19 protein-coding genes are annotated in these 19,179 nt (G+C 64.6%); 10 read left to right on the top strand and 9 right to left on the bottom strand.

Features of this window, described 5'->3' with window-relative positions; all coding sequences use genetic code 11:
• Positions 1 to 35: 35 nt before the first annotated feature.
• Positions 36 to 2,747, bottom strand: coding sequence for a valine--tRNA ligase (locus tag QMG84_RS15195; protein WP_281932032.1), 2,712 nt, complete (start codon positions 2,745 to 2,747; stop codon positions 36 to 38).
• Between the two features lie 276 nt (positions 2,748 to 3,023).
• A complete protein-coding gene (eno, locus tag QMG84_RS15190; protein ID WP_202072127.1) occupies positions 3,024 to 4,307 on the bottom strand; it encodes a phosphopyruvate hydratase in 1,284 nt (427 codons plus the stop codon).
• A 267-nt stretch (positions 4,308 to 4,574) separates the two neighbouring features.
• Between eno and QMG84_RS15185 the strand changes: the two genes are divergently transcribed.
• The 3 genes from QMG84_RS15185 to QMG84_RS15175 all read left to right on the top strand — a co-directional run bounded on the left by QMG84_RS15185 (position 4,575) and on the right by QMG84_RS15175 (position 6,712).
• A complete protein-coding gene (locus QMG84_RS15185) occupies positions 4,575 to 5,330 on the top strand; it encodes a hypothetical protein (protein WP_281928917.1) in 756 nt (251 codons plus the stop codon).
• Between the two features lie 134 nt (positions 5,331 to 5,464).
• Complete coding sequence (gene queF / locus QMG84_RS15180; protein ID WP_202072129.1) at positions 5,465 to 5,926, top strand: preQ(1) synthase; 462 nt, start codon at positions 5,465 to 5,467, stop codon at positions 5,924 to 5,926.
• Between the two features lie 66 nt (positions 5,927 to 5,992).
• Entirely contained in the window at positions 5,993 to 6,712 is a 720-nt protein-coding gene (locus QMG84_RS15175; protein WP_281928915.1) for a hypothetical protein, read from the top strand.
• A gap of 250 nt (positions 6,713 to 6,962) precedes the next feature.
• Here the strand turns inward: QMG84_RS15175 and QMG84_RS15170 are convergent, their stop codons facing one another.
• From QMG84_RS15170 to QMG84_RS15155, 4 genes are all read right to left on the bottom strand, one after another.
• Complete coding sequence (locus tag QMG84_RS15170; protein WP_281928914.1) at positions 6,963 to 7,370, bottom strand: hypothetical protein; 408 nt, start codon at positions 7,368 to 7,370, stop codon at positions 6,963 to 6,965.
• Between the two features lie 87 nt (positions 7,371 to 7,457).
• Positions 7,458 to 8,303 (bottom strand): 3-deoxy-8-phosphooctulonate synthase, encoded by an 846-nt coding sequence (kdsA, locus tag QMG84_RS15165; protein WP_281928912.1) that lies wholly within the window; start codon positions 8,301 to 8,303, stop codon positions 7,458 to 7,460.
• On the bottom strand, positions 8,300 to 8,950 hold the full coding sequence (locus QMG84_RS15160) for a uracil-DNA glycosylase family protein (protein ID WP_281928911.1): 651 nt from the start codon (positions 8,948 to 8,950) through the stop codon (positions 8,300 to 8,302). Before QMG84_RS15160 ends, kdsA begins: the two co-directional genes overlap by 4 nt.
• Positions 8,950 to 9,561, bottom strand: coding sequence for a glutathione S-transferase family protein (locus tag QMG84_RS15155; protein WP_281928910.1), 612 nt, complete (start codon positions 9,559 to 9,561; stop codon positions 8,950 to 8,952). The genes QMG84_RS15160 and QMG84_RS15155 overlap by 1 nt, the downstream gene beginning before the upstream one ends.
• Before the next feature lie 132 nt (positions 9,562 to 9,693).
• Here QMG84_RS15155 and QMG84_RS15150 point away from each other — a divergent pair, with 132 nt between their 5' ends.
• The 4 genes from QMG84_RS15150 to QMG84_RS15135 all read left to right on the top strand — a co-directional run bounded on the left by QMG84_RS15150 (position 9,694) and on the right by QMG84_RS15135 (position 14,169).
• On the top strand, positions 9,694 to 11,235 hold the full coding sequence (locus QMG84_RS15150; protein WP_281928909.1) for a sensor histidine kinase: 1,542 nt from the start codon (positions 9,694 to 9,696) through the stop codon (positions 11,233 to 11,235).
• An 85-nt stretch (positions 11,236 to 11,320) separates the two neighbouring features.
• A complete protein-coding gene (gene queC, locus QMG84_RS15145; protein WP_281928908.1) occupies positions 11,321 to 12,046 on the top strand; it encodes a 7-cyano-7-deazaguanine synthase QueC in 726 nt (241 codons plus the stop codon).
• A gap of 279 nt (positions 12,047 to 12,325) precedes the next feature.
• Positions 12,326 to 12,451 (top strand): type B 50S ribosomal protein L36, encoded by a 126-nt coding sequence (gene ykgO, locus QMG84_RS15140; protein WP_036283477.1) that lies wholly within the window; start codon positions 12,326 to 12,328, stop codon positions 12,449 to 12,451.
• Positions 12,452 to 12,681: 230 nt separating this feature from the next.
• Positions 12,682 to 14,169 carry a hypothetical protein gene (locus QMG84_RS15135; protein ID WP_281928907.1) on the top strand — a complete coding sequence of 496 codons (1,488 nt, stop codon included), beginning with the start codon at positions 12,682 to 12,684 and terminating at the stop codon, positions 14,167 to 14,169.
• Here the strand turns inward: QMG84_RS15135 and QMG84_RS15130 are convergent.
• Positions 14,148 to 15,077, bottom strand: coding sequence for a histone deacetylase family protein (locus tag QMG84_RS15130; protein ID WP_281928906.1), 930 nt, complete (start codon positions 15,075 to 15,077; stop codon positions 14,148 to 14,150). The two genes, QMG84_RS15135 and QMG84_RS15130, sit on opposite strands and share 22 nt — an antisense overlap.
• Before the next feature lie 247 nt (positions 15,078 to 15,324).
• Here QMG84_RS15130 and QMG84_RS15125 point away from each other — a divergent pair, with 247 nt between their 5' ends.
• The 3 genes from QMG84_RS15125 (at position 15,325) to QMG84_RS15115 (ending at position 16,646) form a co-directional block, all read left to right on the top strand.
• The gene (locus QMG84_RS15125; protein ID WP_281928905.1) at positions 15,325 to 15,933 is read left to right on the top strand and encodes a L,D-transpeptidase; all 609 of its coding nucleotides are present in this window, start codon (positions 15,325 to 15,327) and stop codon (positions 15,931 to 15,933) included.
• A 295-nt stretch (positions 15,934 to 16,228) separates the two neighbouring features.
• Positions 16,229 to 16,372 carry a hypothetical protein gene (locus tag QMG84_RS15120; protein WP_281928904.1) on the top strand — a complete coding sequence of 48 codons (144 nt, stop codon included), beginning with the start codon at positions 16,229 to 16,231 and terminating at the stop codon, positions 16,370 to 16,372.
• 142 nt (positions 16,373 to 16,514) lie between these two features.
• A complete protein-coding gene (locus QMG84_RS15115) occupies positions 16,515 to 16,646 on the top strand; it encodes a hypothetical protein (RefSeq protein ID WP_281928903.1) in 132 nt (43 codons plus the stop codon).
• Positions 16,647 to 16,908: 262 nt separating this feature from the next.
• On the opposite strand, the gene QMG84_RS15110 is transcribed toward QMG84_RS15115, so the two are convergent.
• Together QMG84_RS15110 and lpdA are read right to left on the bottom strand one after the other, a co-directional pair.
• Complete coding sequence (locus QMG84_RS15110) at positions 16,909 to 17,496, bottom strand: hypothetical protein (protein ID WP_281928902.1); 588 nt, start codon at positions 17,494 to 17,496, stop codon at positions 16,909 to 16,911.
• Positions 17,497 to 17,690: 194 nt separating this feature from the next.
• Entirely contained in the window at positions 17,691 to 19,103 is a 1,413-nt protein-coding gene (lpdA, locus tag QMG84_RS15105) for a dihydrolipoyl dehydrogenase (RefSeq protein ID WP_281928901.1), read from the bottom strand.
• Between the last annotated feature and the right edge of the window lie 76 nt (positions 19,104 to 19,179).

Genomic DNA, 19,179 nt, shown 5'->3' with positions numbered 1-19,179 from the left:
CTGCGCGAAGCGGGGGAGGGTTGGGGAGGGGGTCCTTAACCCAGCCGCCCCATCGCCGCCGTCAGCTTCTCGATGCGCGCCTGCGCCTCGTCGCGGCGCTCCTTGTGCTCCTCGATGACATCTTCGTCCGCCTTGGCGAGGAAGCCCGGATTGGCGAGCTTGGCGTCGACCTTCTTCACCTCGCCTTCGAGCTTGCCGATTTCCTTGGCGAGACGCGCCTTCTCGGCGCCGAGGTCGATCACGCCTTCGAGCGGGATGGCGACGACGCCCCCGCGCACGATGATCTGCGCCGACGATTTCGGCGCGGCCTCGGCGAAGCCGATCTTCGACTGGCGCGCGAGCTTGCGGATTGTCTCCTCCCAGCGCGTCGCGCGCGTCTGAAGGCCGGCGTCGGCGCCGATCAGCAGAAGCTCGGTTTCGACGTTCAAATTCATCTCGGCGCGCAGCGAGCGGATTTCCGAGATGAGGTCGACCACCCAGCCAATCTCGCTCTCGGCCTCGGCGTCATCCAGGCCTTCGAGCGACGGCCAATGCGCGAGAACGAGCAGGCTGTCTCGCGCCGGGCCATCCGCGCCCTTGATCGCCCATAGCTCCTCGGTGATGAAGGGCATGAAGGGATGCAACAGCGCGTAAATCTGGTCGAGCACGAAGGCGGTGGTCGCTCGCGTTTCGTCCTTTTCGGCGCCGTCGGGGCCGGTGAGGAGCGGCTTCGTCAGCTCCACATACCAGTCGCAGAAGACGTTCCAGACGAAGCGATAGGCCGCGCCCGCCGCGTCGTTGAAGCGATAGGCGTCAATCGCGGCGGAAACGTCGCGAACCGTGCGCGCCGCTTCAGTGACGATCCAGCGGTTGAGCGTCACCTTATTGGCGCGCGGATCATAGGCCGCAACGCGCGCGCAGCCGTTCATCTCGGCGAAGCGCGAGGCGTTCCAGAGCTTCGTCGCAAAATTGCGATAGCCTTCGACGCGCTGCGTCGAGAGCTTGATGTCGCGGCCCTGCGCCGCCATGGCGGCGAGCGTGAAGCGCAAAGCGTCGGCGCCATATTCGTCGATGAGCTGCAGCGGATCGATGACATTGCCCTTCGACTTCGACATCTTCGCGCCCTTCTCGTCACGAACGAGGGCGTGGATGTAGACGTCGTGGAAGGGAATCTCCTTTTTGAAGTGCAGGCCCATCATCATCATGCGGGCGACCCAGAAGAAGATGATGTCGAAGCCCGTGACCAGCACATTCGTCGGATAGAAGCGGGCAAGCTCCGGCGTCTCGTCTGGCCAGCCGAGCGTCGAGAAGGGCCAGAGCGCGGAGGAGAACCAGGTGTCGAGTACGTCCTCGTCGCGCGTCAGCGTCACATTCTCGCCGGTGCGTGCGCGGGCGGCGGCATGGGCGGCTTCCTCGCTCTCCTCGACATAGACATTGCCGTCGGCGTCATACCAGGCGGGAATGCGATGGCCCCACCAGAGCTGGCGCGACACGCACCAGGGCTGGATGTTTTCGAGCCAATCAAAATAGGTCTTTTCCCAGTTCTTCGGCACGAAACTCGTGCGGCCGTCGCGCACGGCGGCGAGCGCCGGCTGCGCGAGCGTCTTCGCGTCGACATACCATTGGTCGGTGAGGCGCGGCTCCAGCACGGCGTTGGAGCGGTCGCCATGCGGGACCATATGCTTGTGGTCGTCGATGCCGTCGAGAAGGCCGCGCTCCTCCATCATCTCGACGACACGCTTGCGCGCGTCGAAACGATCATGGCCGTCGAGCGCTGCGACCGTCGCGACAAGCTCTTCGGAGGAGTCGACGCCTTCGTGGAATTCGGCATTGGCGGCGAGCGTCATGCGCGCCTGCGCGTCGAGCACATTGATGAGCCGCAGCCCATGCCGCTTGCCGACCTCGAAGTCGTTGAAGTCATGCGCCGGGGTGATCTTCACCGCGCCCGTGCCCTTTTCGGGGTCCGAATATTCATCCGCGACGACGGGAATGAATCGGCCGACGAGCGGAAGGCGCAGCCTCTTGCCGACGAGCGCCTTGTAGCGTTCGTCTTCCGGATGCACGGCCACCGCCGTGTCGCCGAGCATGGTCTCAGGACGCGTCGTCGCGACGACGATATAGTCGCCGGTCTCTTTGCCGGCGTCGTCGACGACCGGATATTTGAAGCGCCAGAGATGGCCCTTCACTTCCTGCTGCAGCACTTCGAGGTCAGAGATCGCCGTGTGCAGGACCGGGTCCCAATTGACGAGGCGCTTGTCCTTGTAAAGCAGCCCATCGCGATAGAGCTGCACGAAGACCTTCGCGACGGCGCGCGAGAGGCCCTCATCCAGCGTGAAGCGCTCGCGCGACCAGTCGCAGGAGGCGCCGATGCGCTTCAACTGCTCGACGATCTTGCCGCCCGATTCCGCCTTCCATTCCCAGACGCGTTCGAGGAATTTATCGCGGCCCATCTCGCGGCGCCCGGGCTCCTGGCGCTCCATGAGCTGGCGCTCGACCACCATTTGCGTGGCGATGCCCGCGTGATCCGTGCCCGGCTGCCACAGGACGTCGAGGCCCTTCATGCGGTGATAGCGCACGAGAATGTCCTGCAGCGTATTGTTGAGCGCATGGCCCATATGCAGGCTGCCGGTGACGTTGGGCGGCGGAATGACGATGGAATAGGGGGCGGCGTCCGCGCGTTCCGGGCGTCCGGCGCGGAACGCCTGCGCGTCTTCCCAGGTGGCGCGGATGCGGCTCTCTATGGAGCGGGGATCGAAGGTTTTTTCCATGGTCATCGGGTAAGCCGGGCGTTTGTTACAAAAATCCCTCCCCTTTACGGGGAGGGTGGCCCGGCGAAGCCGGGTCGGGTGGGGTAAGCGTGGGCCCTCCGTCATTGCGAGGAGCGAAGCTCCGAAGCAATCCAGCGGCGTCACGCGGGCTCTGGATTGCTTCGCTTCGCTCGCAATGACGATGCGGACAGCAAGGCCGGGCCCCATCCGGCTCGCTGCGCTCGCCACCCTCCCCGTAAAGGGGAGGGAGGGGAGCCCCGAGATCGCGGCTCGCGATCAGGCGAGCTGCTTGAGCGCGCTCTTGCCGGCGTAGATCGCCGCCTCGCCCAGCTCCTCCTCGATGCGGATGAGCTGGTTGTATTTGGCGATCCGGTCCGAACGGGCGAGCGAGCCGGTCTTGATCTGGCCGCAGTTCAGCGCGACGGCGAGATCGGCGATCGTCGAATCCTCGGTCTCGCCGGAGCGATGCGACATCACGCTGGTGTAGCCGGCGCGATGCGCCATATCGACGGCGGCGATCGTCTCGGTGAGCGAGCCGATCTGGTTGACCTTCACCAGGATCGAGTTGGCGGTGCCGCTCTTGATGCCCTGCGACAGGCGGGTGACGTTGGTCACGAACAGATCGTCGCCGACGATCTGCACTTTCTTGCCGAGCGCGTCGGTCAGCTTCTTCCAGCCTTCCCAATCGTCCTCTGCCATGCCGTCCTCGATGGAGACGATCGGATAGGCGCTGGCGAGCTTGGCGAGATAGGCGACCTGCTCGTCGATGGTGCGGGTCACGCCCTCGCCTTCATAGACATATTTGCCGTCCTTGAAGAACTCGGTCGCCGCGCAGTCGGAGGCGAGATGCACGTCGACGCCCGGCTTGAAGCCCGCGTCCTCGATCGCCTTCATGATGAAGTCGAGCGCGGCTTCGGCGGAGGGAAGGTTCGGCGCGAAGCCGCCTTCGTCGCCGACCGAAGTGCTGAGGCCGGCCTTCTTCAGCGCGCTCTTCAGCGTGTGGAAAATCTCGGCGCCCCAGCGGATGCCGTCGCGCACGCTGTCCGCGCCCGTCGGCATGATCATGAATTCTTGGAAGTCGATGGGGTTGTCGGCGTGGACGCCGCCATTGACGATGTTCATCATGGGCGTCGGCAGGACGCGCGCCTGCGTGCCGCCGATATAGCGGTAGAGCGGCAAAGCGGTGGCTTCCGCGGCGGCCTTGGCGACGGCGAGCGAGACGCCGAGAATGGCGTTGGCGCCGAGGCGGCTCTTGTTCGGCGTGCCGTCGAGCTTGATCATCGTCTGGTCGAGGGCGACCTGATCCTCGGCCTCGAGGCCCAGGAGCGCGCCGGCGATCTCGTCATTCACATTATCGACCGCCTGCAGCACGCCCTTGCCGAGGTAGCGCGACTTGTCGCCGTCGCGCTTCTCCACGGCCTCATGGGCGCCGGTGGAGGCGCCGGACGGCACGGCGGCGCGGCCCGAAGACCCATCCTCCAGCGTCACATCGACCTCTACGGTCGGATTCCCGCGCGAGTCGAGAATTTCACGGGCGTGGATGTCGATGATTTCGGTCATATATGGGCCTCTTTTCGATGCGCCGCGAAGCGAGCCGCCGCCTTTTAGCCCCATTAAGCGGCGCGGGGAAGCCTAGCTGGGCGGATTAACGCGGCAAGCGTACATTAAGCGCCCCGCTGTCACGCGGCAGGTGACGTATTCGGGGTTTTTGCGCTGGGCTCCCGAGCCGGTTGACTGGCGCGGGGCCGCCGTTACCGTGCGTTTTAGCAAATATAGGGCGTCCTCGAAACGCCTGAAAAGCAAAGAATAGGCTGGGAGGAATTGGGAATGGCTTTCGATAAAGGAAAAATCGCCTTCGCGGCGGCTGTAGCGCTCTTTAGCGCGCAAGGCGCGGCGGCGCAGACGGCGGAGCATGTCGCCGCCGTCAAGGCCATTTTCGAGAAATCTCCCGTTCGCGCGGGAACTTGCGCCCCTGTCTCGGAGGATTTCCAGGGCTGGCCGGCGGCGCTGGTGCAGCGCTGCGACTATGGCGGCAACGTCGCCTATATCCTCGACGTCAGCCCCGAGAAAATGGCGAAATGGATCGAGACCGGCTGCGCCGCCCATATGTCCGGCGTGGCGGCTTGTTTCGACCGCATGGCGAAATGCGCGGTGGAGAAATCGAACGCCACTTTCGTCGTCGGCGGCAATCTCGCCGCCCAGCGCAAGGGCGCCGTGACGAATATGTTTTACCGCAATGGCGTCGTCATCGCCGCGCCCGCCAATGGCAAAAGTGACCCCGTGCCGCTTGCCGAGCAGGAGAAGCTCGCAAAGACGCCCGAGTCGGCTGTGGACGCCATGCAGGGCGGCGGCGCGGTCGCCTTCTGGCACACCATGCCGTTCCAATTCGCCATCAAGGCCATCGATCTCGGCGTGCCCGCCGAGATGAACACGCCGGACCGGCGCCAGAAATGGCTGGAGATCATTCGCGCCGAGATGCAGGCGGCGCTCAAGGGCGACGGCAATCGCTTTCTTTCGGGCTGGATGACGGCGCATCCGATCACGCTGCGCACGGGGGAATGCGCCGACGATCGCGATCCCTGATCGCGGGTCCGTCATTGCGAGGCGCGAAGCGACGAAGCAACCCAGGGGCGTGGTCGCGGCTCTGGAGTGCGTCGCTTCGCTGCAAGACGGATGGCGCGCTTGACGGACGCGCCGGGCCGTTATCTTTAACCCCCATGACCAAGACTCATGAAGGCGCGCTTCTCCTCGGCGAGAAAGCGCCGCTGCCCGCTTCGCCGGACGAGGCCGAGCTCGACCTCGTGCCCAATCCGCACAAGGATGCGGCCTATCTCGTGCGCTTCACGGCGCCGGAGTTCACCTCGCTCTGCCCGGTGACCGGCCAGCCGGACTTCGCCCATGTCGTGATCGACTATGTTCCGGGCGAGTGGCTGGTCGAGTCGAAATCCTTAAAGCTCTATCTGGGAAGCTTCCGCAATCACGGCGCCTTTCATGAGGATTGCACGCTGCGCATCGCGCGCGATCTCGTTGCGGCGATGACGCCGAAATGGCTGCGGATCGGCGGCTATTGGTATCCGCGCGGGGGCATTCCCATCGACGTCTTCTGGCAGACCGGCGCGCCGCCGGAGGGGCTCTGGCTGCCGGATCAGGGCGTGCCGCCCTATCGCGGGCGGGGTTAGCGCACTTCCCGGAATTTGCCGCTTTTTGAGAGCGCTTGAACGCGTTCGACCGCTCGGAGGCGCGAGATGCAAAAGATCAAATATCGGATGAGCGGCGAGGATTTGCGCCCGCGCCGCACCAGGCTCGAAATTCCGGGCTGGGCGGGCGAGCCGGAGCGCCGGACCGACGGCTCGCATGAATACGCCTGGCACTGCGTGCCCTTCACCGAGGCCGCGAAATATGGGGTGGAGGTCTTCTACCCCTATGACAACGCGCTTCACGTCACGACTCGGGGCGGCAAGCTGGCGATGGCGGGCGACTTCGGCCCGCCGCCCTCGCTCGGCCGGAGCTGGCCGCCGTTCCGGAACTTCGGCGAGTCTTTTTACACCTATCAGATCCTGCTCGATCTCAAGCCCGAGCCGGGCCATGCGATCAAGGTCGAAACGCATCCGAGCTTCTATACGGACACCACCGGAACGGCGCCGATCGCCGTGCCGGCGCTGATCCGCGAATGGTGGCCGATGCTCTATTTCATCGTCTTCAAAGCGCCGCCGGAGGGGCAGACGCATATTTTCCGGCCGGGCGCGCCCATGGCGCAATTCACCATGGTCCCGGCCGAGTGCGAGGTCGAGCTGGTTGCGATGAGCGAGGATGAGGCGGCGGAGCGGGAGCTGCAGTCGCGGCGCATCTACGCAAGCCGCGAGACGCTCGGCGCCGATTCGCAATGGCTTTCGACGACCGACACCGTGTTCGACGGCACCTATCGCCGCATGCATGGCGCGGCGCGGAAATTGTCTGAAGGGTAAGGCGCGCTCGTCGTGGCGCCGCTCGATTGGTTCGGCGCCATCCGCTCGCGCAGTTTGGACACAGAGGAAATCACCGCCGTCATTGCGAGGAGGCGGAGCCGACGAAGCAATCCAGGGCCGCATCGCCGCCCCTGGATTGCTTCGCGTCGCTCGCAATGACGGGCTCAGAGCAAAACCAGCGCTCTTGTGGCTCTGGATTCCCGTCGGGCTTTCAGCCCGCCGGGAGTGACAGGCGCCCGATGCGAGTTCTTCAGTCTTCGCCCCAGTGATGATGATGGTGGTGGTGATGGTGATGGTGATGGTAATAGGGCCGCCCCCAACCGCCATAGCCGCCGCCGTAGCCGCCGTAGCCGCCGTAGCCGCCCCAATAATTGCTATGATGATGGTGGTGATGGTGATAATAGCGCCGGCGCGGCTGATAGTAATAGTTGTAGTTCGGATAGTAATACTGAGCCTGCTCGACCTTGGCCTCCGGCTCGGGCGCCGCGGTTGCGGCTTGCTTCAGCAGTTCGGCGGCATTGGGAATCGGCTGCAGAAGTTCGGCGTATGAGGTCGGAGCCATCACTTCCGCCAGCGTCTTGACCGCCGGGGCGGCGCTCGCCGCCAAGGGGGTCAGCGCCGATATGGCGCCGACAAGGCCGGCTGTCTTCTTGTCCATGCTGCATTTCCTTTCGGGCGGGCGCGCCGGGGAGACGTTCTTCCCCGAGGCGGATTTTTGGAGCCGGCGGCGATGTTCGCCTCTGGCTCATGAACTTCCCGTGAACGATTTGGCCAGGCGGTCGAACGCCATGAGCGTCTCGACCAAGGCCGCGAGCTCGCGCAGCGGGAGCTGCGTGGCGCTGTCGGAGAGGGCGGCGTCTGGATCAGGATGGGTTTCCAAGAATAGCCCCGCGACGCCCACGGCGACCGCCGCCCGCGCCAGCGCGGCCACGAAGCGCCGCTCTCCCCCCGAGGCGCCGCCGCGCCCGCCCGGCTGCTGGACCGAATGCGTGGCGTCGAAAATCACCGGCGCGCCGGTCTCCTGCATGATGGGGAGGCCGCGCATGTCGGCGACGAGCGCATTATAGCCGAAGCTCGTCCCGCGCTCGGTGAGGAGAACGCCGGCGGCGCCCGCGGCGCGGGCTTTTTGCGCGGGATATTCCATATCCCAGGGCGCAATAAACTGGCCCTTCTTGATATTCACCGGTCGCCCGGTCCGCGCCGCCGCGGCGATAAGATCGGTCTGCCGGCACAGGAAGGCGGGGATTTGCAGGAGATCGACGACCGCGGCGACGCGGGCGCATTGCCAGCTTTCATGCACGTCGGTGGTGACCGGAAGGCCGAATTTTTCCTTTACTTCCGCGAGGATGGGCAGCGCGGCGTCGAGACCCGGACCACGCGGCGCGCCGCCGCTGGTGCGATTGGCCTTGTCGAAGGAGCCCTTGAAGACGACGCCGATCCCGAGCCGGTCCGACAGAAGCGCCAATTCGCTCGCGACTTCGAGCGCCATCTCCCGGCTCTCCAGTGCGCAGGGTCCGGCGATCAGCGCCAAGGGCCGGTTGTTGTCGAATGAGACGCGGCGCGCGCCCTCTCCCACAGCGACAGTGCTCATGGCGCTTTTCCCGGCTTGCCGACGAGCCGCGCGACCTCGGCGCGCAGCGCCGGCAGGACCTCCGCCTCGAACCAGGGATTCTTTTTGAGCCAGCCGGTGTTGCGCCAGGAGGGGTGGGGCAAGGGGAAGATCAGCGGCTTTCCACCCTGAAATGCGCGCCAGCCGGCGACGGTCTCAGAGACGCCCGCTGATTTGGGCAGCGCATGGCCGAGACGGGCGAAGTGGTACGTCTGCGCGTAGCGGCCGATGGCGAGCACGGTTTCGATCTGCGGCATGGCCTCGAACAGCGCATCGTGCCAGAGCTTGCGGCACTCCGGGCGCGGCGGCAGATCGCCGCCCGTCGCGTCATTGCCGGGAAAGCAGAAGCCCATGGGGACGATGGCGACGCGCGACACATCGTAGAATGTGTCGCGGTCGATCCCCATCCAATCGCGCAGCCGCTCGCCAGACGGATCGTTGAAGGGAATGCCGGTCTGATTGACCAGATTGCCGGGCGCCTGACTTGCGACGAGAAGGCGCGCCGTGGGCGAAACCCGCAGGACCGGGCGCGGCGCGTGCGGCAGCGGCGACGGCGCCTCGGCGCAATGGCGGCAGGCGCGAATCCGTGTCGCAAGCGCCTCCAGCCGCTGTCGCGCGCCTGAGGCCATCAGGCCGCCGCGCTCGGACGCGCCGAGATTTCCCGCCGCCAGCGGGCGAGGTGGGGCAGGTCGTCGGGGACCGCGAGTCCCGCAGGCGTCGTCAGCTCCATCGCGACGAAGGCGGTGATGTCCGCGATGGTGAACGCGTCTCCGGCGACATAGGGGCGCTTCGAAAGCTCGCCGTCGAGGAAGCGCATGGCCCAGATCGCGCGTGGGCGCAGCGACTCGGCGTAGTCCGGGAGCTGGGGCTGCTGCATCGCCGCGAGCTTCGGATGGGTATGACGGAAAATCATGGCCACCGCCAGAAAGAGGGAAAACTCCATGCGCCTTTGCCACATCTCCACGAAAGCCTGCTCGCGCGCGTCGCGCCCGAAGAGCGGCGGTTCAGGATGGAGCCATTCGATATAGCGGCAGATGGCGACGGATTCGGTGAGGACTTCTCCGTCGTCGAGAACCAGGGCCGGGACGGCGCCCATCGGGTTGATACGCCTGAAATCCTCGCCTTTTTGTTCGAGCGCGAGCAGATCGACGCTGCGCGTGGGGATGGAGATCCCCTTCTCCGCGAGGAAAATCCGAACCCTCTTGGCGTTGGGGGCGAGCGCCGTATCGTAAAGAAGCATTTTGGACCTTTCTCTTTACTTGCAATTCAGAATTTAGTCGAAAGCGTGGCTGGTTGTGAGGGTGCTGTTAATATTTACCGGGAATTATCGCATTCGTCGGCTTCCGACGCAGTAACGTCTTGCGTGTGTAAAATGAGTGAAGTCACTGCGGAAATGATCGAGCGTGGTCGTGGGCTCGATCCTCAGACTGCGACGCAAAAGCGTCGACTCGGCGCGCGCGTGCGCGAGGCGCGAGAGCGCCTGACCACCTCCGACACAGGATATCGCGGCGCCGATCTCGAGCTGCTGCGGGCCTATGCCGAGACGCGCGTCAATTCCGCCGTATCGGCGGTGGCGCTCATTCTGATGATGTCCTTTCTGGCCCTGTATTGGGTCCCGAGCCAACGGATCATCGTCTGGCTCGTTCTCGCCTTTTCGAGCCTCATCCTCTGCTACGGCACGGCCAAGAATTTGCTGGGCCGGGAGGACTCCAAGATCACGGTCAAGGAGTGGCGCACCAAATTCGTCGCGACCGAGCTTATCCATGGCTTCGTATGGGCCGGCGTCGCGGCGACCCTCCTGAGCGTCGGCGACCCCAACGCGCGCACGCTGGTCATCTGCATGATGCTGATGTCCTCGGCGTTCAACACAATGGTGACGGCGACCATTCCGGCGGCCGTCTACGCCGCCATTCTGCCGGCCTCTGTGGCGAGCGTCGCCTATATCGCCGTCGCCGCGCGCGGCGCCCAAACCATCGCCCCCCTCGTCGCCATGGTGGCGGCGAGCCAGGTGTTTTTCTATGTGCTCGCCAGGCGTTTCCACCAGCTCGCCTCCGAAAGCCTGTTCTTCCGCGCCGAGAAGAACGAACTCATCGCCGAGCTGGAGCAGGCCAAGGCGAATTCCGACGAGGCGCGCCGCCGGTCGGAAGAGGCCAATCTCGCGAAGTCGCGCTTCCTCGCGACCATGAGCCACGAGCTGCGCACGCCGCTCAACGCGATCCTCGGCTTTTCCGAGGTGCTGAAAAACGAGCTTTTCGGCCCGCATTCCAACCCTGCCTATAAGGAATATTCCTCGGATATTCATTCGAGCGGCCAGCATCTTCTGATGCTGATTAATGAAATCCTCGATCTCTCGCGCGTCGAGGCGGGCCGCTACGAATTGAAGGAGGAGAGCGTCTCGCTCGTCAATGTCGCGCAGGAGTGCCGTCATCTTTTGACGATCCGCGCCCAGAAGCGCGACATCAATTTGGTCGAGGCGCTGGAGCCCAACATGCCGCGCATCTGGGTGGACGAACGGGCCGTGCGCCAGGTCATTCTCAACCTTCTCACCAACGCCATCAAATTCACGCCGCAGGGCGGGCAGGTGACGCTGAAGGTCGGCTGGACCAGCGCCGGCGGCCAATATGTCGCCATCAAGGACACAGGCCCCGGCATCCCCGAGGAGGAAATCGCCGTCGTCATGGCGTCCTTCGGACGTGGCACGCTCGCGCAGAAGAACGCCGACGAGGGCACAGGCCTCGGCCTGCCGATCGTCAAGGGGCTCGTCGAGCTCCATGGCGGCCAATTCATGCTGAAATCCAAAGTGCGCGAGGGCACCGAGGCGATCGTCATCTTCCCGCCCCAGCGCGTGATGAACGCGCTGCCGAAGTTCGAGACGCCGACGGCTCAGAGCGCCGCCCGCCGCACGGCGGCGTGAGTTCGCGGACCGGGGGCGTTGCCGATCGGGGCTTTCGGCGGGTTCGCCAATTCCATGCGAGCGGAAAGCGCGCTAGCTTCGTCTCATGACGACCCATGACGCAAATCCCGCCGGGGACTCCGCGGCGCTCGTGCTTTTCTCCGGCGGACAGGACTCGACCACCTGCCTCGCCTGGGCGCTGGCGCATTTCTCCCGCGTCGAGACTGTGGGCTTCGATTACGGCCAGCGGCACCGAATCGAGCTGGCGCAACGCGCGGCTCTGAGAGACGGCCTTGCTGCGCTCTCGCCGCTGTGGCGTTCGCGGCTCGACGAGGACCATACGATCTCGCTCGAGGCGCTCGGCGCCATCTCGGAAACCGCGCTGACGCGGGAGGCCGAAATCGCGCTCGGGGAGGGCGGCCTGCCGAACACCTTCGTTCCCGGCCGCAATATCATCTTCCTCACTTTCGCGGCCGCGCTCGCCTATCGGCGCTCCATCGCCGACCTCGTCGGCGGCATGTGCGAGACCGATTACTCCGGCTATCCGGACTGCCGCTACGATACGATTCGCGCCGTGAACCGGGCGTTGACCCTCGGCATGGCGACCGATGTCGAAATTCATACGCCGTTGATGTGGATCGACAAGGCGGCGACCTGGCGCATGGCGCACGACCTCGGCGGCGAGGGGCTCGTCGACCTCATCGTGGAGGAATCGCACACCTGCTATCTCGGCGAGCGCGGCAAGCGCTTCGAATGGGGCTATGGTTGCGGCGAGTGCCCCTCCTGCAAGCTGCGCGCAGCGGGCTGGGAGAAATTCGCCGCGACGCTGTGAGAGGACAATTCGGGCGAACGCCGGGCGTGAGCCCATCCCTCCACCTTTACGGGGAGGGTGGCCCCGCGTCAGCGAGGTCGGGTGGGGTAAAACCCAACCGCTGTCATTGCTGCACGGGCCCACCCGGCGGCCTTTGGCTGCCGACCTCCCCGTAAAGGGGAGGTATCGGGGCCAACGACGCCAGTTTCGACTTGATCGGCGGCGTAAAATTTGGCATATCCGGCCGTAACGAGGCGCTGGGCGTTATCCCGGCCAGTGTTCTATTGCCGAGGATAGACCATGAAAGTCCGCAACTCTCTGAAGTCCCTGCGTTCGCGCCATCGCGCCAACCAGATCGTGCGCCGCAAGGGCCGCGTTTACGTCATCAACAAGGTTCAGAAGCGCTACAAGGCCCGCCAGGGCTGAGCGTCCGGGGCTCTCCCCGCAATAAAGCTTTTCAAAAGCCGCGACGCCGACAGGCTCGCGGCTTTTGCTTATTCCAAAAGGCCTAAGTAGTTCTCCAGTATCGGTCGTGACCGAAAGGCCGAATTTCGTCGGCTATGCTTTCCTGAATATCTTCAGCTCGAGACAAATCCTAGAGGTCTGCCGACCGCGTCCCTCGTGGCGACGCATAAGGCACAACAGGAAGGCTCGATATGAACGATCTTCTTCATCTCCCTGCGCAATACGCCGTCCCGGACGCGGGCGTCGCCCATGTGGATGCGGGCGCCCAAAACCCGTCGTCCTTTCCCGAGTGGACGCTGGATCAGATTGGCGCGGAGGACGAGGAGATCAAGAACCGCTGCATCGACCTTGTCCAGAAGGTCGAGGAGCTTTGCGCGGTCAAGGCGCATTTCGTCGAGATTTCGAACTGGATCGGCCATATCCTCGCGGCGCGCGAGGAGACCAACGCCGCGCTGGTCGAGCGCGGCATGATGATCGCGCTCACCGAGGGCGCGCTTGCCGACATGAAGGAAGAAAACCGCACGCTCTATGAGGAGCGGGACGAGGCGCGGACCGAGAACAGCCTGCTGACCTTGGAGACTGCGCGGCTGCGCGAGGCGACGCAGGTCCATGAAGCGCGGATCGAGACGCTGGAGGCGGATCTGCGCCAGGCGCAGGGCGTCGGCGCGCAATATCAGGAGGCTTATGAAGCCGAGCGCGCCGAAGTCTATCATCTCAAGGGCGACCTCGACGAATTGCAGGACGCCGTAGCCAAGAATGACAGGCTCATCACGCAGCTTCAGCTCGATCTTTCGGCGGCGCGGGACGAAGCCGCCTTCGCGCGCCAGCACGCCGATGTCCTGCAAGCAAATCTCGTCGAAGTTCAGACGCATGCGGGCGCGCTGCAGAACGAGCTGGCGGAGGGGAAGGTCTATGCTGGGGGCCTCGTCGAGCGCATCCGCGAATTGGAGATCGCCCTCGAAACCGAGCGGCGCCAGATCGGCAAGCTCGAGGAGCTGATCGCCTCGACCCATATGGAGCATCAAAGGGCGCAGGCCGCCTCACGCCTGGAGCTCGAGGAGCATCGCCGTCAGATCGCTGAGCTCGAAGCCAAGCTCGACGAGCAGATCTCGCGCGCGCAGGCCGCCGAGCGCCTTCTTGTCGAGGCGCGGTCCGAGCTGCAGGAGAAGAGCGACCAGTGCCGCGTCGGCGAGCGCCTGGTTCAAGACCTGGAGCAGAAGCTCCTGCGTCTTTCGGAACATTCCGAAGCCACAGCCGCCGACATGCTGCAGCTCAAGGAAAAGCTGGACGCCCGCGAGCGCGCCCATGCGCGGCTCAGCCGGCGCGCCCGCTCGCTGATCCGGGCGATGCGCGACCTCTCCGCCCGGCTGGAAAAATCCGAGCAGAAAGCCTCGCTCGCCGGCGACCGGCTGAACGCGGAACGCAGCCGCTTCGCCGATCAGAAGGCGCATCTCGAACAGGCCAACCGCGACCTGGTGGAGCAGCTCGAAAGGGAGCGCGCTTCCGGCAAGGTGACGGCGGGCGCCCTGGAGGCGGCGCGGCAGCAGCGGCTGCTGCAATCCCGCGAGGAAGAGCCGTCGCGCGACGATCTGATCCTTGCCGACATTCTGGCCCGCGCGGAAAGGGCCCATCTCGAGGCGGAGGCCCTGGCCGCCGCTCAGGCGCCCATCAAGGCCTGAACATGGGCCGCGACGCTGCGGCTCAAGCCTTCGAGATCGTAGCCGCCTTCGAGAAGAGACACGACGCGCCCGCCGCATTTCTTGTCGGCGACGTCCATCAGGCGCTTGGTCGTCTCGCTGAAATCCCGCTCGGTGAGGAGAAGCCCGCCGAGCGGGTCCCGTTCATGGGCGTCGAAGCCGGCCGAGATGAGGAGGATGTCGGGGCCAAAATCACGCAGCCGCGGCAGGACGCGGTCGACGAACGCCTCCTGGAAGGCGTAACCCGAGGAGCCGGCGAGCAAGGGCGCATTGACGATGGTGTCGTGCTCGCCGGTTTCGTTGCGCCCGCCGGTGCCGGGGTAAAACGGCGCCTGATGGAGGGAACAATAAAGAACGCTGCCGTCTGCCCAGAAAATATCCTGCGTGCCATTGCCGTGATGCACGTCGAAATCGACGATGGCGACGCGCTCCACGCCATAGGCCGCCTGGGCGTGGCGCGCGGCGATCGCGATATTGTTCACGAAGCAGAAGCCCATCGGCGTCTGCACGCTCGCGTGATGGCCGGGCGGGCGCGTGGCGACGAAAGCGGTGTCGGCCGAGTCGCTCATCACCGCGTCGACCGCGGCGACGGCTCCGCCCGCAGAGCGCCATACCGCCTCGAGCGTCTTGGCGCACATCAGCGTGTCGCTGTCGAGCGCCGCATAACCTTCGCGCGGTTCGGCCTGTTCGAGCGCCGCGAGATAGCTTTGCGGATGCACGCGCAGCACCGCTTCGAGGGGCGCGCGCGGCGCATTTACGCGCGTAAGGGATTGGAAGCGCTCGGCCTCCAGCTCCTGCTCAATCGCGCGCAGCCGTTCTGGGCGCTCGGGATGCCCCGGACCCATTTCGTGATCGAGACCGCTCGCATGCGTGACGAGAAGCGTTTTCACAAGATCGCCGCTAAGGGGGCGGACGATTCGCGTCCGGTTCCTGTGTTTTTCGCCCATGTCTGTGAAAAATGAAAGACGTCAAGTCCCCATCTTGCGCCGCAAGGGGCAATTTCTTCGCGCTGCAACGTGGCGCCCTCGCAACACCGGGGGAATATTGGCTCCGATATGGCGGTGAGGCGGATTGTCCCGGGCAAGTTCGTGATAAGGCTTTTTTAGTGACTATCCTGCGGCGGAAAGGAGCGTTGGCATGAATTCGAGGCTTTTGGTTGCAACGGCGCTATCCGCGCTCGCGCTCGCCGGCTGTTATAGCGGGACGCGTTTGCCCGAGCCGAAGCTGTCGGGTCGCGACGCCGAATTTCTGGCGCTTGCGCCGAAAGCCGAAATCAGCTCCGAGTTCGATCGCTATCTCGTGGATTACAAGACGAATGAGCCGGTTGGCTCGATCATCGTCGATTCGAGGTCGCATTTCCTTTACTACGTCATGCCCGGCGGCAAGGCCGTTCGTTATGGCGTGGCGACGGGGCAGGACGCGATGGGTTGGAGCGGCCGCGCCTATGTCGGCGCGATGCAGGAATGGCCGCGCTGGATTCCGCCAAAGGACATGCTCCAGCGCTGGCCGCATCTGCAGCCGACCGCCGACGCCGGCGGCCTGCCGGGCGGCCCCGACAATCCGCTCGGCTCGCGCGCCCTCTATCTCTATCAGGAGGGCAAGGACACGCTCTACCGCATCCACGGCACCAATGAGCCGGAGAAGATCGGCCAGGGCGTTTCCTCGGGCTGCATCCGCATGCGCGACATCGACGCGATCGATCTCTACAACCGCGTCAAGGTCGGCACCAAGGTCGTCGTGATCTAATCTCGTTTACCGCCCCTCGCGCTTCGAGACGCCTGCTGCGCAGGCTCCTCAGCATGAGGGGCTTCTGCTTCTGCGCCAAACACTTAGGCCTCCTCCTGAGGAGCGAGCAAAGCTCGCGTCTCGAAGGACGAGGCCGCCGTCAAAGTTTGGCGACAAACCGAGCCTCCTCCGCCGCGGGGAGGCTTTTTCATTGCGAGCCGCGTCTGGCCAGTGCGCCTTCGCACAGCTCTCGCGTCCCGGCCTCCCTAATCTACGCTTATTCGCCGAAGGGCGACGGAGATAGAAGGAGGCTTCCATGCGACAGACAGCGGGATTGGGCGCTTTGCTCGTGGTCTTTCTGGTTCTCGCGCTGGAGCTGGCCGGCGCTGGCGCTTACGTCGTAACGAGCGCTCATGCGGATCCGAGCGATTTTTGCTTCGGCTATGCGCTTTGTCGTTAAACACGTTAGAGGGCGCCCGGATGGTTTCTCGGAACCGGAGCCGTAGGATCGGCGTTAGTCGGCCAAGGGGGAGCAGGCGCGCAGGTTGAGAGGCGGGGCCGCCCCCGATATTGCGGCGCAAGACATTTCGGGGGAGGGGCTTATGAGAAAATCACTTATTTTCGGTCTTCTATTCCTGATGGTCGCGGCAAGCTTCGCGAGCGCGGGGGCCTTGTTCAAACCCCCGTCCGAGGCGGCAGCGGATTTCTGCTTCGGCTACGCCATCTGTGAGTGATACGAGATCCGCTCGATCGGTTCGGTGTTGATCCCGACGTTCGCAAACGAGCGATCGGGATTACCGCCGTCATTGCGAGGAGGCGGAGCCGACGAAGCAATCCAACGCCGCATCGCTGCCCTGGATAGCTTCGCTTCGCTCGCAATGACGGGCTCCGAGCAAAACCAGCGCACTTATGGCTCTGGATTCCCGGTCGGGCTTTCGGCCCGCCGGAAATGAGACGTCCCCAGGCGGGCGATTCAAACGGTTATGGTATGAGCGCTCACGCCGCGCCCCGCGATTTTACCAGGGCGCGCAGGCGGGCGATCTGTTTTCTCAATAGTTCCCCGTCCCCGCCCAGGTAGGACGCGAGAGTGGCGCGCAGCCGGCCGAGTCCTTCGACCAAGCGCTCTTTGTAAGGCTTCACGAGCCGCGACGCCCAGGCGCGTATGTCGAGGACGGTCGAATAGAAGCGTGCGAACCATTGCATCTGCAAAAGCTTGTCGCGGCAGATGTCGAACAGGAAGGCCTCGACGCCCAGCGCCAGCATTTTCGCCAGCAGAATGACGCCGACGCCCGCCAGAATATGGCCATGCGCCAGCAGCGCCAAGGCGGCTATTTTAAGCGGCAATATGCCGGCGATCGGCCCCACGAAAAGGGCGAGCGCCATGGGCGGCGAGAGCCGCGCGACAAGCGCTTTCAGCCAGGGCTCTAACCTTTCCACGCCGAGCCAGCGCTCGAGCGCGTGCAGCCCGTCCTTGAGATGGTCCCAGAGCCAGCTCTCGATCAGGAAGAGAAGCGCCAGCGTGAACCAGAAGGCCCGCGCCAGCCGCGGCTTCAACCAGCCGAGAAATGCGTTCACTTGTTCCATCGGGCGCTCCAGCAGCAGTCCGGCAAGAATGTAAGCGTCCGATCGTGAACGCCAATTTGGTCGGCGCCCATTCCGGAGACTCGCGCAGCGAGCGATCGGGAAACCCGCGCTTTTGTGGCTCTGGATTCCCGGTCGGGCTTTCAGCCCGCCGGGAATGACAAGGCCGAATGCGAGCTGCTCAAACGGAAATGGCGTCAGATGTGGATCGCCCGCTTGGCCACGGCGAGCGCCGCCTCCTTCATTGCCTCCGACATGGTGGGATGGGCGTGGCAGGTGCGCGCGAGATCCTCGGACGAGCCCGAGAATTCCATGAGCACAGCCGCTTCCGCGATCAGCTCGCCGGCGCCGGCGCCGAGGATATGGACGCCCAGCACCCGGTCGGTGGCGGCGTCGGCGATGAATTTCACGAAGCCGTCGGTCTCGCGCATCGAGCGAGCGCGGCCATTGGCGGAGAAGGGGAATTTGCCGATGGCGACGTCGAGGCCCTTGGCCTTGGCGTCTTCCTCGGTGACGCCCACCGAGGCGACTTCAGGGCTCGTGTAAACGACGCTCGGAATGACGTTGTAATTCACATGGCCGGCCTGGCCCGTGAGGATTTCGGCGACGGCGACGCCCTCATCCTCGGCCTTATGGGCAAGCATCGGCCCGCGCACCACGTCGCCGATGGCGTAGACGCCCGGGACATTGGTGGCGAAATGGTCGTCGATGACGACGCGCCCGCGCTCCAGCGCGACGCCCGCCTCTTCGAGCCTGAGGGCCTGCGTATAGGGGATGCGGCCGGTGGCCACCAAAACGACGTCCGCCGCGACTGTATCCGAGGTTGCGCCGTCGACGGAGGAATAGGAGACCACGACGCCCTCGCCCTCGTGCTTGACGCCCGTGACCTTGGAGGAAAGCTTGAAGGCGAAGCCCTGCTTCTCGAGGAGCTTCTGAAAGCGTGTCGCCACTTCGAGATCGAAGCCGGGCAGCACGCGGTCGAGATATTCGATCGCCGTCACTTGCGCGCCGAGCCGCCGCCAGACCGAGCCGAGCTCCAGGCCGATGACCCCCGCGCCGATGACGACGAGCCGTTGCGGAACCTTCTCCAGCGACAATGCGCCGGTGGAGGAGACGACGAGCTTTTCGTCGATCTGGATTTCCGCGCCGGAAGCATCACGCAAAGGCGCGACCGCCGAACCGGTGGCGATCACGATATTCCTGGTTTCGAGGGTCTGCGACGCGCCATCGGCGCCGGTCACTTCAACTTTGCCCGCGCCAGCAAGGCGGCCGACGCCGCGATAGGCGTCGACCTTGTTCTTTTTGAACAAAAAGGCAACGCCGTTTACATTCGCGCCAACTGTTTCGTTCTTGTGCTTCATCATCGCCGCGAGATCGAGCTTCGGCGGATCGACGATCACGCCGAGCGGCGCAAGGCCGTGGCCGGCCTCCTCGAACATATGGGAAGCATGCAGCAGCGCTTTCGAGGGAATGCAGCCGACGTTGAGGCAGGTTCCGCCATAGGTCGGGTCTTTCTCGACGACGGCGGTTTTCAGGCCCAATTGCGCGGCCCGGATCGCGCAGACATAGCCGCCCGGACCCGAACCGATCACGACAAGATCATAAATCATGAATGCCGCTCTTCAAGATTGGCGCCGAAGGCCCTGAGGCGCAGTCTGCTTGCGTGGGGTGCGCTGGCGGAAGACG

It is taken from the genome of Methylocystis iwaonis (assembly GCF_027925385.1).
Taxonomy (GTDB): Bacteria; Pseudomonadota; Alphaproteobacteria; order Rhizobiales; family Beijerinckiaceae; genus Methylocystis; species Methylocystis iwaonis.
Note: the sequence above shows the minus strand (reverse complement) of the source record. Positions and strands in the feature narration are given on the sequence as shown.